Consider the following 12,664-nt stretch of genomic DNA (forward strand, 5'->3'; position numbering starts at 1 on the left):
GAACTTGCAGGTCACAAAATGAACGCCACTGCGCCACGTTATTTCGTAGCCCTTGCCCTGGGCCTGCTGCTCAGCGAAGCCCGTGCCGAGTACTGGACCATCGACGAACAGGTCAAGGACTTCAACGCCGTCTCCGCGCAGATCGGCCGCGGTGAACTGCAGGCCGCCGAGCAGGGCCTGGCCGCCCTGCAGCAGCACACCGCCCGGAACGACGTGCGCATCGAGCAGTACCAGCGCGAGCTGGCCGGCGCCTACCTGAACCAGGGCAAGCAGCAGCTGGCAGCGCACAATCCGCAGGCCGCCGCGGCCGCCCTGGCCAGGGCCGAACCCTACATGGCCAAGGCCCCCGGCCTGAAGCAGGACTACCAGGCCAGCCTGGCCGCAGTGGCGGCCGGCGGCGCTGCGCAGCCCGAGAAGCCACGCAAGGCCGCGCCAGCGCAGGCCGCAGCGGCCCGGCCGCAGGTCGCCGAGCGCCAGGCGGCCGCCCAGCCGCCGGCAGCCAGCCAAGCCGCAGCGGCCGGCGCCCCGATCGCCGCCCCGGACGAGCGCCGCGAAGAAGTGGAACGGCGCCTGCGCGAGGCCGAGGCGATCATCGCCAAGAAGGAAGCCGAGCGCGTCCGTCAGCAGCAACTGGCCGAGGAGCAGGCCACCGCCCTGGCCGAACGCGAAGCGGCCGCCGCCGAACAGCGCGCCACCCGTGAGGCCGCCAGCGCCGCACCGGCGGTGGTTGCCGCCGCGCCGCAGGTCGTCAGCAAGCCGCAGGACAGCGGTCGCGCCCGCCTGATCGACCCCAGCGCCAGCAGCAGCAGCGTGGCCATGCCGATGCTCGATGCCAACGACCGCGACAGCCTGCGCACCCTGCTCGACGCGGTCGCCGCCGACGTGGTCGCCTTCGACTGCGCGGTGCGCCTGGAAGTGCGCGAGGCCAAGGACTATCCCTTCGTCGCCGCCCTGCTCTCGGCCCGCATCAAGAAGCTCGACCCCAGCTTCACCCCGCAATTCTCGCCGGTGCTCAAGCCGGACCAGGAGCCGCGGCTGGTGCTCAGCCCGCAGAGCAACAGCTGAGCCATCGGAGCTGCTGCGCGTCGGCCATGCGTCGTTGGGCAAGGACCTCGGGTGCTCATTTACAGCTCGTAAACTCCACGCCCTCGGCCCTTGCCCGCCTAGCCTGGCTCTAGCTCGCGAGCGCCGCAGCATCCCGTAGGGCGGGTGCAACCCGCGAGCCAGACACGCGGGTTTCACCTGCCCTACGCGCTTATGCCTTTGAGCCAGCAATCCAAAGCAATAAAGACTAAGAACGCATAAACAAACCGGCTAAAATGCGCGGCTTTCGGCTAACCGCCTAGGCTAGAAGGAGTCGCCGCGCCCATCGGATGGCGGCAGTCGCTCCCCCGTACCCACAAGGTTCGCTCCGTGATCGAGTTCCACCACGTCAACAAGACCTACCGGGTCGCCGGGCGCGACGTGCCCGCCCTGCAGCCCACCGACCTGCGCATCGAGGCCGGCCAGGTATTCGGCCTGATCGGCCATTCCGGCGCCGGCAAGAGCACATTGCTGCGCCTGATCAATCGCCTGGAGGAACCTTCCGGCGGGCGCATCACGGTCGACGGCGAGGACATCACCGCGCTGGATGCCAACGGCCTGCGCCGCTTCCGCCAGCAGGTCGGGATGATCTTCCAGCACTTCAACCTGCTGTCGTCGAAGACCGTCGCCGCCAACGTCGCCATGCCCCTGCAGCTGGCCGGCGAGCTGAGCCGCGACGAGATCGCCCAACGAGTGGCCGAACTGCTGGCCCGCGTGGGCCTCAGCGAACACGCCAACAAGTACCCGGCACAATTGTCCGGCGGGCAGAAGCAGCGCGTCGGCATCGCCCGTGCCCTTGCCACTCGGCCGAAGATCCTGCTGTGCGACGAGGCCACCAGCGCCCTCGACCCGCAGACCACGGCGCAGGTGCTGCAGCTGCTGGCCGAGATCAACCGCGAACTGGGCCTGACCATCGTGCTGATCACCCACGAGATGGACGTGATCCGCCGGGTCTGCGACCAGGTGGCGGTGATGGACGGCGGGCAGATAGTCGAACAGGGCCCGGTGGCCCGGGTGTTCCTCCATCCGCAGCACGCCACCAGCAAGCGCTTCGTCCAGGAAGACGAGCACGTCGACGAGGACGAACAGCGCGACGACTTCGCCCATGTGCAGGGCCGCATCCTGCGCCTGACCTTCCAGGGTGAGGCCACCTACGCGCCGCTGCTGGGCACCGTGGCCCGCGAGACCGGAGTCGACTACAGCATCCTCGCCGGGCGCATCGACCGCATCAAGGACAGTCCCTACGGCCAGCTGACCCTGGCCCTCACCGGCGGCGACATCGACGCCGCGCTGGCGCGCTTCCAGGCCGCCGACGTGCATCTGGAGGTGCTGCGATGATCGAGTCCCTGCTGGCCCGCTGGCTGCCCAACGTCGACTGGCAGGAGATCGGCTACGCCAGCCTCGATACCCTCAATATGCTCGGGGGGGCCACGCTATTTACCGTGCTCCTGGGGCTTCCATTAGGCGTGCTGCTGTTCCTCACCGGGCCGCGGCAGATGTTCGAGCAGCGCGCGCTGTACGCAGTGCTGTCGCTGCTGGTCAACGTGCTGCGCTCGGTGCCGTTCGTCATCCTGCTGATCCTGATGATCCCGCTGACCGTGCTGATCACCGGCACCTCGCTGGGCGTGGCCGGCGCCATCCCGCCGCTGGTGGTCGGCGCCACGCCGTTCTTCGCCCGCCTGGTGGAGACCGCCCTGCGCGAAGTCGACCGCGGCATCATCGAGGCGACCCAGGCCATGGGCGCGACCACCCTGCAGATCATCTTCCGCGCCCTGCTGCCGGAAGCGCTGCCGGGTCTGATCGCCGCCGCCACCGTGACTGCCATCACCCTGGTCTCCTACACCGCCATGAGCGGCCTGATCGGCGGCGGCGGTCTCGGCGACCTGGCCGTGCGCTACGGCTACCAGCGCTACCAGCCGGACGTGATGGCGGTCACCGTGATCCTCCTGCTGATCCTGGTGCAGGTGCTGCAGACCGCCGGCGACAAGCTGGTGGTGCATTTTTCTAGGAAATAAAAAGCTCGCGCAAGTAACCGACTGAATTCGCCCTACCCCATAGAACAGCGGGCGACCCGTTACCCACGGGACCCCGCGCCCCATCCCACAAGGAGTTGCACCATGAAGAAACTGCTGACTGCCCTGGCCGCCGCGGCCGCCCTGACCAGCGCTGCCGCCCAGGCCGCCGACACCCTGCGCGTCGCCGCCACCGCCGTGCCGCACGCGGAGATCCTCGAATTCGTCAAGCCGGCCCTGGCCAAGGACGACGTCGACCTGCAGGTGAAAGTCTTCACCGACTACGTGCAGCCCAACGTGCAGGTGGCCGAAGAGCGCCTGGACGCCAACTTCTTCCAGCACCAGCCGTACCTGGATGAATTCAACGCCTCGCGCGGCACCAAGCTGGTGAGCATCGCCGGCGTGCACGTCGAGCCCTTCGGCGCCTACTCGAGCAAGATCAAGACCCTCGCCGAGCTGCCGCAAGGCGCCCAGGTGGTGATCCCCAACGACGCCACCAACGGCGGCCGTGCCCTGCTGCTGCTGCAGAAGGCCGGGGTGATCAAGCTGAAAGACGGCGCCGGCATCACCGCCACCGTCAAGGACATCGCCGAGAACCCCAAGGCGATCAAGGTGCGTGAGCTGGAAGCGGCCACCCTGCCACGCGTGCTGGCCCAGGTCGACCTGGCCCTGATCAACACCAACTACGCCCTGGAAGCCGGCCTCAACCCGACCAAGGACGCCCTGGTGATCGAAGGCAGCGACTCGCCTTACGTCAATATCCTGGTGGTGCGCGAGGCCAGCAAGAACGACGCGGCCCTGCAGAAGCTGGCCAAGGCGCTGCACAGCGCTGAAGTCAAAGCCTTCATCGCCGACAAATACAAAGGCGCGGTAGTGCCGGCGTTCTGATCGCCGGCTTAGAACCTGTTTACGATCTCTTGATCGTCGGCCATGCTGCGTTGAAACTGGACTCGGGCTGCTCATTTACGGCTTGTAAACTCCGCGCCCTCGTCCACTTTCGCCTTGCCTGGCTCTAGCTCAAAAGAGCGTAAACAGGCTCTTAACCCGCCCAAGAAAAAGCCGCGCACTGCGCGGCTTTTTTCTGTCCGGACGCCGGGCGCTCACTCTTCGCTCTGCAACAATCCCGGCAGCTGTGCCGCCAGCTTGTCGTTGTTCAGCGGCGCACGGATAAAGCCGCGCTGGGTGCCGTCCGGGCCGAGGATCACCAGGTTGCCGCTATGGTCGACGGTGTAGTTCTCCTGGCTGGTATCGGCCGGGATATAGGGAATGCTCACCGCGCTGGCGAGCTGCTGCAGATCCGCCTGCGCACCGGTCAGGCCCATGAAGGCCGGGTCGAAGAAGCCCAGGTATTTCTTCAGCTGCTCGGGGTTGTCGCGTTGCGGGTCGACCGTCACCAGCACCACGCGCAGCCTGGCCTGGGTCTCGGCCGGCAGCATGCCCTTGAGCTGGCGCAGCTGGGCCAGGGTGGCCGGGCAGATATCCGGGCAGAAGGTATAGCCGAAGAACAGCAGGCTCCACTGGCCCTTGAACTGGTCCACGGCCTGCGCCTGGCCATCCTGGTTGGTCAGCGACAGGCCCGGCAGGCTGCGGCTCTGCGGCAGCAGGACGATGCCGGCATCGAGCAGGGCCACCTTGTCGGTGCCGTCGCCCTTGCTGTTGAGCACCTTGTTGACGGTGAGGCCGAGCACCAGGGCAACGGCGGCGAAGAGGACAAAGACGGTTTTCTGCGTTCGGGTCATAGGTTCAGCAACAGGTAGTGATCGGCGAGGAGGGCGATAAACAGCAGGAACAGGTACCAGATACTGTACTTGAAGGTGTTGATCGCCGCGTGCGGTTTGCTGTCACGGTACAGCACCACGGCCCAGTACATGAAGCGCCCGCCGAGCAGCACGGCGCAGGCGAGATAGAGCAGCCCGCTCATGTGGATGGCATAGGGCAGCAGGGTCACGGCGAGCATCACCGCGGTGTACAGCAGGATGTGCACCTTGGTGTAGTGCTCGCCGTGGGTCACCGGCAGCATGGGGATGTCGGCCTTGGCGTACTCCTCCTTGCGGTGGATGGCCAGGGCCCAGAAGTGCGGCGGCGTCCAGGCGAAGATGATCAGCACCAGCAGCAGTGGCTCGGCGCTGATGTGCCCGGTCACCGCGACCCAGCCGAGCAGCGGCGGCGCGGCGCCGGCCAGGCCGCCGATGACGATGTTCTGCGGCGTGGCGCGTTTGAGAAAGCCGGTGTAGAGCACCGCGTAGCCGAGCAGGGAGGCCAGGGTCAGCCAGGCCGCCAGCTCGTTGGTGAAGGTCAGCAGCAGGGCCATCCCCGCCACCGCCAGCAGCAGGGCAAAGCCCAGCGCCGCCGCCGGCGACAGGCGCCCGGCGGTGACCGGACGCTTGTGCGTGCGCGCCATGATCGAGTCGATCCGCCGGTCGACCACATGGTTGACCGCCGCCGCCGCACCGGCGCACAGGCCGATGCCCAGGTTGCCGAACACCAGCACCTGCCAGGCCACCCCGGCGCGGGTGGCGAGGAACATGCCGACCAAGGATGTGATCAGCATCAGCAGCACCACGCGCGGCTTGGTCAGCTCCAGGTAGTCGCGCCAGCTGGCGTGCTCCCGGCGGGTTTGCAGCAGAGTAGCCATGGGGGTCTCTCCTTATGATTACTTACTGACCTGGGCCAGACCGGCGGCAGCCGGGATGACGGAGGATTGGCGAGCGGCTAGGGCAACGCTACGCAGGCGGTAATTGATCAGTACCAGCACCAGCAGCAGGCCCGCGCCACCGGCGTTGTGCGCCACCGCCACAGCCAGGGGCAGATGCAGCAGCACGTTGCTGATGCCCAGGCTGACCTGCACCGCCAACGCCAGCAGCAACAGGCCGCTGAGCCTGCCCTGGCCGGCGGCGCGCAGGCGCCAGGCCAGCAGCAGCAGAACCAGGCTGACCAGCACCGCCCCCAGCCGATGGCTCATATGGATGGCGGTGCGCGCCTCGCTGTCGAGCTGGCCGCCGAGGTAGTTGGGGCCGATGTGCTGGGTCAGGTGGAAGCCGTTGGCGAAGTCCATCGCCGGCAGCCACTGGCCATGGCAGGTGGGCAGGTCGATACAGGCCACCGCCGCGTAGTTGGAGCTGACCCAGCCGCCCAGGGCGATCTGCCCGATGACCAGAGCCAGGGCCACACCCGCCAGCAGGCGCAAGGACTTGGCAACCCTGGGCAGTGCCGGCAGGGCGGCGGACAGGCGCAGGGTCAGCAGGAACAGCAGGGCCAATGTGGTGAAGCCGCCCAGCAGGTGCGCGGTGACCACCTGCGGCCACAGCTTGAGGGTCACGGTCCACATGCCGAAGGCGGCCTGGGCGATCACCACGCCGAGCAGCAGCACGGGCAGCTTGAGCGGCTGGCCCGGCTCGCCGCGCCGGCGCAGGGCCTGCAGCGCCAGGCCGAGAATCAGCAGGCCGAGGCTGCCGGCAAAGTAGCGATGGACCATCTCGTTCCAGCCTTTCTGCGCCTCCACCGGGGCCTCGGGGAAGCGTGCCTCGGCATGGGCCAGCTGCGCCTCGCTTTGCGGCACACCGATGAAGCCGTAGCAGCCCGGCCAGTCCGGGCAACCGAGGCCGGCGTGGGTCAGCCGGGTATAGGCGCCGAGCAGGACCACCAGCACCGCCAGCAGGGTGGCGAACAGGGCCAGGCGGTAGCCGGGGCGGGTTGTGCGTTCAGTCATCCAGGGGCCTCGTTCTTGTTGTTATACGGGCATGGCTTGGGCGAATACGTCAGCCGATCTGCGACAGCTTAAGGAGCAGGCGCAGGTCATTGAGGATGGCCTTGCCCTTGGTCGTGGCGTCGTAGCGCAGCACCAGGTTGCCGTGCGGATCGACCAGCCACAGCTGGGCGCCGCTGGCGCCCTTGCTGGTCTTCGCGTAGGCCGACAGGTCGAGGCCGTAGCGCCCCAGCTGCGGGTATTCGCGTTGCAGCTGGGCGTCGTAGTCGGCCGGCAACGGGCTGCCGATGGCTAGGCCATGGCTGGCGCGGCTGGCATCGCGATTGAGGCCGATCTGGATCTGCCGGGCGGTGTAGACCAGCTGGCGGCAATCCTCGGCGCAGCCCTGCGGCGCGGTGACCAGGATCTGCCAGCGCTCCTGGGCGGCCCCGGTGACGCCGAGGTCGGCCAGGCTCTGGCCGTCGCCGATCAGCTCGCCGTGGTAGTTGCGCGCATCCGGCACCCAGAAGCGCCATTGGTACATGGCGGTGGCGAGGACCATCGGGCCGATCGCCACCAGCAGCAGCAGGATCAGCTGCAGGCGTCCGCGCAGGCGCGGTACGGCCACCTCAGGAATGCTGTTGGGGGGATTCATGGTTGTGCTCATCGTGCTGCTCCCGCGCATTGCGCCATCCGAAATAGAGGTAAAGGCCACACAGTGCCACCGCCAGGGCGAACCACTGCACGGCATAGCCGGTGTGCTTGTCCGGGCTCATGGCCACCACCGGCCACTCGGCCAGGTAGGCGGCCGGGCCGGGTTCGAGACGCACTTCGTAGGCCAGCCCGCCACGGCCCAGTTGCTGCCACAGGCGCTGCGGTTCGACCAGGGTGATCAGCCGCGGCCAGCTCTTGTCTGGCACATCGCCCTGCAACTGGAAGCCGGCGCCCGGCGGCAGATAGACCTGCGCCACCAGCTCCAGCGGCTGCTCGGGGGTGGTGAACTGCGGCGGGGTGCGCCGATCCGGCCAGGGCAACCAGCCACGGTTGACCAGCAGCCACAGGCCGCTGGCCTGGTCATAGAAGGGTTGCAGCAGCTCGACGCCGACCCGGCCGTGGCGCTGGCGGTTGTCGAGCAGCAGGCTGTGGCGCTCGTCGAACTGCCCTTGCAGGCGGATGCGGGTGTGCGCCGGGTCACGGCGCCGCTCAAGCTCGGCCAGGCTGATCGGCGCCGCGTTCTGGCGGGCTTCATGGCTGGCCAGCAGGGCACGCTTCTCCTCGGCCCGCTCCAGCTGCCAGAAGCCCAGGGCCACCAGCAGCGGCAGCAACAGGACCACCACCACACTGGGCAGAATGCCGGGACGAAAGGCGCTCATCGGCACCTCCCGAAACCCGCAACGCGGCTGGCTATACTGCAAGTGCACCCCATTGCCATCCCCCGGAGTCCCGCATGCTCAAAGCCGCGATCGTCCTCTTGCTGCTGGCCACCCTGGTCAGCCTGTTCAGCGGCCTGTTCTTCCTGGTCAAGGACGAGGGCCGTGGTATGCGAGTGGTCAATTCGCTGAGCCTGCGCGTGGCACTCACCGCCGTGACCGTGGCGCTGATCGCCTGGGGTTTCTACAGTGGCCAGCTGGCCAGCCACGCCCCCTGGTAAGGCAGCCGAAGCCGGCCGCCCGGCACTCGCCTCAAAGCACGTAGACGAAGACGAACAACCCCAGCCAGACCACATCGACGAAGTGCCAGTACCAGCTGGCCGCCTCGAAGCCGAAGTGTTTGTCACCGTCGAAATGGCCCTTGAGGATGCGCACCAGCATCACCGTGAGGATGATCGCCCCCAGGGTCACATGCGCGCCGTGGAAGCCGGTGAGCATGAAGAAGGTCGCGCCATAGATGCCCGAGCCCAGGGTCAGACCCAGCTCGGTATAGGCCTCGATGTATTCCTCGATCTGCAGCGCCAGGAAGCTCAGGCCGAGCAGGATGGTCAGCGCCAGCCAGGCCTTGAGCGGGCCGCGCTTGTTCTTCTTCAGCGCGTGGTGGGCGAAGGTCACGGTGAAGCTGGAGCTGACCAGCAGGATGGTGTTGATCAGCGGCAGGTGCCAGGGATCGATCACTTCCTTGGGCGGCGGGAACAGCTTGGCATCCGGGTTGTTCAGCGCCGGCCAGGCGAACTCGAAGGCCGGCCAGAGCATGTTGGCCACGCCCTTGGCACCCTCGCCGCCGAGCCAGGGCCCGGAGAAGTTGCGTACATAGAACAGCGCGCCGAAGAAGGCGGCGAAGAACATCACCTCGGAGAAGATGAACCAGCTCATGCCCCAGCGGAACGAGCGGTCCATCTGCGGGCTGTACAGGCCGTCGCGGCTCTCCTTGATCACCGCGCCGAACCAGCCGAACAGCATGTAGGCGAGGAACAGGCCGCCGACGAAGAAGATCAGCGGGCCGTTGGAGTCGGCACGCTCGGCCTTGAGGTCGTTGAACCAGGTGCCGAGACCGTAGACGGTCAGCAGCATGCCGAGGGTGGCGATGATCGGCCACTTGCTCTGGGCGGGAACGTAGTAGTGCTGGTGACTCGACATTGTTGTTCTCCTTATGGAGTCGTCTGCGCCACAGAAACCTGCGCCGCAGTGATATCGAACAGGGTGTAGGCCAGGGTCAGGTGCTTCACATCCGCCGGTAAATCCCTATCGACGATGAAGCGCACCGGCATCTCGATGCGCTCGCCCGGCTGCAGCACCTGCTGGGTGAAGCAGAAGCACTCGGTCTTGTGGAAGAAGGCAGCAGCCTTTGACGGCGCCACGCTGGGCACGGCCTGGGCGGTCATCGGCTTGTCGGTCGGGTTGTAGGCAACGAACAGCATCTGGTTGCTCGCCCCCGGATGCACCACCAGGTCATCCGCCTTGGCGCGGAACTCCCAGACCATGTCGGCGGCATTGGTGGCGAGGAACTGCACGCGCACCTGGCGCCGCTCGTCCACCACCTGGCCGCCCTGGTAGGCCCCGGCGGTCTTGCCGTTGATGCCGAAGGCCTGGCACATCACGTCGTAGATCGGCACCAGGGCGAAGCCGAAGGCGAACATGCCGACCACCACCGCCAGCAGGCGGACGATCAGGCGACGGGTGGCCAGGGCTTCGCTCACGGCGGCGCTCCTACTTCACGTCCGGCGGGGTGGTGAAGGTGTGGTAGGGCGCCGGCGACGGCACCGTCCACTCCAGCCCTTCGGCGCCATCCCAGGGCTTGGCCGGGGCGGGCTTGCCGCCACGGATGCACTTGATGACGATGAACAGGAAGAGGAACTGGGTGGCGCCGAAGGTGAACGCGCCGATCGACGAGAGCATGTTGAAGTCGGCGAACTGCAGGTTGTAGTCGGGAATGCGCCGCGGCATGCCGGCCAGGCCGACGAAGTGCATGGGGAAGAACGCCATGTTCATGCCGATGAAGCTCATCCAGAAATGCAGCTTGCCCAGGGTCTCGTCGTACATGTGGCCGGTCCACTTGGGCAGCCAGTAGTAGGCCGAGGCGAAGATGCCGAAGATCGCCCCGGGCACCAGGACATAGTGGAAGTGCGCCACCACGAAGTAGGTGTCGTGGTACTGGAAGTCCGCCGGGGCGATGGCCAGCATCAGCCCGGAGAAGCCGCCGATGGTGAACAGGATGACGAAGGCCACGGAGAACAGCATCGGCGTCTCGAAGGTCATCGAGCCCTGCCACATGGTGCTGGCCCAGTTGAACACCTTCACCCCGGTGGGCACGGCGATCAGCATGGTGGCGTACATGAAGAACAGTTCGCCGGTGAGCGGGATGCCCACGGTGAACATGTGGTGCGCCCAGACGATGAACGACAGGAAGGCGATCGAGGCGGTGGCGTAGACCATCGAGGTGTAGCCGAACAGCGGCTTGCGCGCGAAGGCCGGGATGATCGAGCTGACGGCGCCGAAGGCCGGCAGGATCATGATGTACACCTCGGGGTGGCCGAAGAACCAGAACACGTGCTGGAACAGCACCGGGTCGCCACCGCCGGCCGCGCTGAAGAAGCTGGTGCCGAAGTGGATGTCCATCAGCATCATGGTCACCACCCCGGCCAGCACCGGCATCACCGCGATCAGCAGGAAGGCTGTGATCAGCCAGGTCCAGACGAACAGCGGCATCTTCATCAGGGTCATGCCGGGGGCGCGCAGGTTGAGGATGGTGGCGATCACGTTGATCGCGCCCATTATCGAGCTGATGCCCATCAGGTGCACGGCGAAGATGAAGAAGGTCACCGATTCCGGCGCATAGGTGGTCGACAGCGGGGCGTAGAAGGTCCAGCCGAAGTTCGGCCCGCCACCCTCGCTGAACAATGTGCTGACCAGCATGCCGAAGGCCGCCGGCAGCAGCCAGAAGCTGAAGTTGTTCATCCGCGGCAGGGCCATGTCCGGCGCGCCGACCATCAGCGGGATCATCCAGTTGGCCAGGCCGACGAAGGCCGGCATCACCGCGCCGAAGACCATGATCAGGCCGTGCATGGTGGTCATCTGGTTGAAGAATTCCGGCTGCACGATCTGCAGGCCGGGCTGGAACAGCTCGGCGCGGATCACCATGGCCATGCTGCCACCCAGCAGGAACATGGCGAAGCTGAACCACAGGTACATGGTGCCGATGTCCTTGTGGTTGGTGGTCAGCACCCAGCGCATCAGGCCCTTGGCCGGGCCATGGTGGTGGTCAGCATGACCCTGCTCTTTATGAGAGTCGATCACTGCACTCATGTCCTTACTCCTGAGCCTGTTTGAACGCGAGGACGTCTTTCGGTGTGACCATGTCGCCCACCGCATTGCCCCAGGCATTGCGTTCGTAGGTGATGATCGCGGCGATGTCGACTTCCGACAGCTGCTTGCCGAAGGCGGCCATGGAGGTTCCCGGCTTGCCGTTGACCACGATGCCGATATGGCCGGCGGCAGGACCGGTGGCGATCTTCGAGCCCTTGAGCGCCGGGAACATCGGCGGCAGGCCTTCGCCGGTCGGCTGGTGACAGGCGGCACAGGTGGTCTGGTAAGCCTTCTCGCCACGGGCGTAGAGCTCGTCACGGGTCCATTCCTTGCTGGTCAGCTCCTTGACCTTGGCCGCCTCGGCCTTGCGCTCGGCCAGCCAGATGGCGAAGTCTTCCTTGCTCTTGGCCTCGACCACCACCGGCATGAAGCCGTGGTCCTTGCCGCACAGCTCGGTGCACTGGCCGCGATAGATGCCGGGGTTGTCGATGCGCGTCCAGGACTCGTTGACGAAGCCGGGGATGGCGTCCTTCTTCACCGCCAGGGCCGGCACCCACCAGGAGTGGATCACGTCGGCGGCGGTGATCAGGAAGCGCACCTTGGTGCCGACCGGCACCACCAGCGGCTGGTCCACCTCGAGCAGGTAGTGCTCGCCTTTTTCCGCCTGGTTGTGGATCTGCGCGGACGGCGTGGCCAGATTGCTGAAGAACTCGACGTCCTGGCCCAGGTACTTGTAGTGCCACTTCCACTGGTAGCCGGTGACCTGGATATCCAGCTCCGACTCGGAGGTGTCGTAGATGTCGATCAGGGTCTTGGTCGCCGGCACCGCCATCACCACCAGGATGGCGAACGGCACCACGGTCCAGAGAATCTCCACCGTGGTGCTTTCGTGGAAGTGGGCGGCGACCTGGCCGGTGGAGCGACGGTGGATGATCATCGACCAGAACATGGCGCCGAAGACCACCACGCCGATCACGACGCAGATCCAGAAGATGATCATGTGCAGGTCGAAGACTGAACGGCTGACCTCGGTGGCGCCGGGCAGCATGTTGACTGCCCACTCGGCCTGCGCCGAGCCGAATGCCAACCACAGCAGGAGGCCCATCCAGACTCGTGGATGTCGCATCATTGCGGGTTCCCCTTAATTT

The 12,664-nt window shown here is 66.5% G+C and carries 14 protein-coding genes; 5 read left to right on the top strand and 9 right to left on the bottom strand.

Annotated features, from left to right (window positions below):
- Positions 1–18: 18 nt before the first annotated feature.
- From GV001_RS01095 to GV001_RS01110, 4 genes are all read left to right on the top strand, one after another.
- A complete protein-coding gene (locus GV001_RS01095) occupies positions 19–1,065 on the top strand; it encodes a hypothetical protein (protein WP_160077287.1) in 1,047 nt (348 codons plus the stop codon).
- 348 nt (positions 1,066–1,413) lie between these two features.
- Positions 1,414–2,421: a methionine ABC transporter ATP-binding protein gene (locus GV001_RS01100; protein ID WP_160077289.1), complete on the top strand. Its 1,008-nt coding sequence runs from the start codon at positions 1,414–1,416 to the stop codon at positions 2,419–2,421.
- On the top strand, positions 2,418–3,098 hold the full coding sequence (locus GV001_RS01105; protein WP_160077291.1) for a methionine ABC transporter permease: 681 nt from the start codon (positions 2,418–2,420) through the stop codon (positions 3,096–3,098). The genes GV001_RS01100 and GV001_RS01105 overlap by 4 nt, the downstream gene beginning before the upstream one ends.
- 102 nt (positions 3,099–3,200) lie before the next feature.
- Positions 3,201–3,983 carry a MetQ/NlpA family ABC transporter substrate-binding protein gene (locus GV001_RS01110; RefSeq protein ID WP_160077293.1) on the top strand — a complete coding sequence of 261 codons (783 nt, stop codon included), beginning with the start codon at positions 3,201–3,203 and terminating at the stop codon, positions 3,981–3,983.
- Between the two features lie 212 nt (positions 3,984–4,195).
- Here the strand turns inward: GV001_RS01110 and GV001_RS01115 are convergent, their stop codons facing one another.
- From GV001_RS01115 to GV001_RS01135, 5 genes are read right to left on the bottom strand one after another with little or no spacing between them, the layout of a single operon-like run.
- The gene (locus GV001_RS01115; protein WP_160077295.1) at positions 4,196–4,834 is read right to left on the bottom strand and encodes an SCO family protein; all 639 of its coding nucleotides are present in this window, start codon (positions 4,832–4,834) and stop codon (positions 4,196–4,198) included.
- A complete protein-coding gene (cyoE, locus tag GV001_RS01120; RefSeq protein WP_160077297.1) occupies positions 4,831–5,730 on the bottom strand; it encodes a heme o synthase in 900 nt (299 codons plus the stop codon). Before cyoE ends, GV001_RS01115 begins: the two co-directional genes overlap by 4 nt.
- Positions 5,731–5,748: 18 nt before the next feature.
- Positions 5,749–6,804: a heme A synthase gene (locus GV001_RS01125; RefSeq protein WP_160077299.1), complete on the bottom strand. Its 1,056-nt coding sequence runs from the start codon at positions 6,802–6,804 to the stop codon at positions 5,749–5,751.
- 49 nt (positions 6,805–6,853) lie between these two features.
- Entirely contained in the window at positions 6,854–7,435 is a 582-nt protein-coding gene (locus GV001_RS01130) for a hypothetical protein (RefSeq protein WP_160077301.1), read from the bottom strand.
- Positions 7,410–8,153: an SURF1 family protein gene (locus tag GV001_RS01135; protein ID WP_160077303.1), complete on the bottom strand. Its 744-nt coding sequence runs from the start codon at positions 8,151–8,153 to the stop codon at positions 7,410–7,412. Before GV001_RS01135 ends, GV001_RS01130 begins: the two co-directional genes overlap by 26 nt.
- 74 nt (positions 8,154–8,227) lie before the next feature.
- On the opposite strand from GV001_RS01135, the gene GV001_RS01140 reads away from it, so the two are divergent.
- Positions 8,228–8,431 (top strand): twin transmembrane helix small protein, encoded by a 204-nt coding sequence (locus GV001_RS01140; RefSeq protein WP_160077305.1) that lies wholly within the window; start codon positions 8,228–8,230, stop codon positions 8,429–8,431.
- A gap of 31 nt (positions 8,432–8,462) precedes the next feature.
- On the opposite strand, the gene GV001_RS01145 is transcribed toward GV001_RS01140, so the two are convergent.
- The 4 genes from GV001_RS01145 to coxB are packed head-to-tail and all read right to left on the bottom strand — an operon-like array spanning position 8,463 to position 12,645.
- Positions 8,463–9,350, bottom strand: coding sequence for a cytochrome c oxidase subunit 3 (locus GV001_RS01145; protein WP_160077307.1), 888 nt, complete (start codon positions 9,348–9,350; stop codon positions 8,463–8,465).
- Between the two features lie 11 nt (positions 9,351–9,361).
- Entirely contained in the window at positions 9,362–9,910 is a 549-nt protein-coding gene (locus GV001_RS01150; protein ID WP_160077309.1) for a cytochrome c oxidase assembly protein, read from the bottom strand.
- Positions 9,911–9,920: 10 nt separating this feature from the next.
- Positions 9,921–11,516, bottom strand: a complete 1,596-nt coding sequence (gene ctaD / locus GV001_RS01155; protein ID WP_160077311.1) for a cytochrome c oxidase subunit I — start codon at positions 11,514–11,516, stop codon at positions 9,921–9,923.
- Positions 11,517–11,520: 4 nt separating this feature from the next.
- Positions 11,521–12,645 carry a cytochrome c oxidase subunit II gene (gene coxB / locus GV001_RS01160; RefSeq protein ID WP_178091791.1) on the bottom strand — a complete coding sequence of 375 codons (1,125 nt, stop codon included), beginning with the start codon at positions 12,643–12,645 and terminating at the stop codon, positions 11,521–11,523.
- Between the last annotated feature and the right edge of the window lie 19 nt (positions 12,646–12,664).

The sequence above is a fragment of the Pseudomonas sp. 8AS genome (assembly GCF_902506505.1).
Classification (GTDB): Bacteria; Pseudomonadota; Gammaproteobacteria; order Pseudomonadales; family Pseudomonadaceae; genus Aquipseudomonas.

Coding starts and splice junctions, on each gene's coding strand:
- GV001_RS01095 (WP_160077287.1), top strand. CDS start 19: ATGAACGCCACTGCGCCACGTTATTTCGTAGCCCTTGCCCTGGGCCTG.
- GV001_RS01125 (WP_160077299.1), bottom strand. CDS start 6,804: ATGACTGAACGCACAACCCGCCCCGGCTACCGCCTGGCCCTGTTCGCC.
- ctaD (WP_160077311.1), bottom strand. CDS start 11,516: ATGAGTGCAGTGATCGACTCTCATAAAGAGCAGGGTCATGCTGACCAC.
- cyoE (WP_160077297.1), bottom strand. CDS start 5,730: ATGGCTACTCTGCTGCAAACCCGCCGGGAGCACGCCAGCTGGCGCGAC.
- GV001_RS01110 (WP_160077293.1), top strand. CDS start 3,201: ATGAAGAAACTGCTGACTGCCCTGGCCGCCGCGGCCGCCCTGACCAGC.
- GV001_RS01140 (WP_160077305.1), top strand. CDS start 8,228: ATGCTCAAAGCCGCGATCGTCCTCTTGCTGCTGGCCACCCTGGTCAGC.
- GV001_RS01145 (WP_160077307.1), bottom strand. CDS start 9,350: ATGTCGAGTCACCAGCACTACTACGTTCCCGCCCAGAGCAAGTGGCCG.
- GV001_RS01105 (WP_160077291.1), top strand. CDS start 2,418: ATGATCGAGTCCCTGCTGGCCCGCTGGCTGCCCAACGTCGACTGGCAG.
- GV001_RS01130 (WP_160077301.1), bottom strand. CDS start 7,435: ATGAATCCCCCCAACAGCATTCCTGAGGTGGCCGTACCGCGCCTGCGC.
- coxB (WP_178091791.1), bottom strand. CDS start 12,645: ATGATGCGACATCCACGAGTCTGGATGGGCCTCCTGCTGTGGTTGGCA.
- GV001_RS01135 (WP_160077303.1), bottom strand. CDS start 8,153: ATGAGCGCCTTTCGTCCCGGCATTCTGCCCAGTGTGGTGGTGGTCCTG.
- GV001_RS01115 (WP_160077295.1), bottom strand. CDS start 4,834: ATGACCCGAACGCAGAAAACCGTCTTTGTCCTCTTCGCCGCCGTTGCC.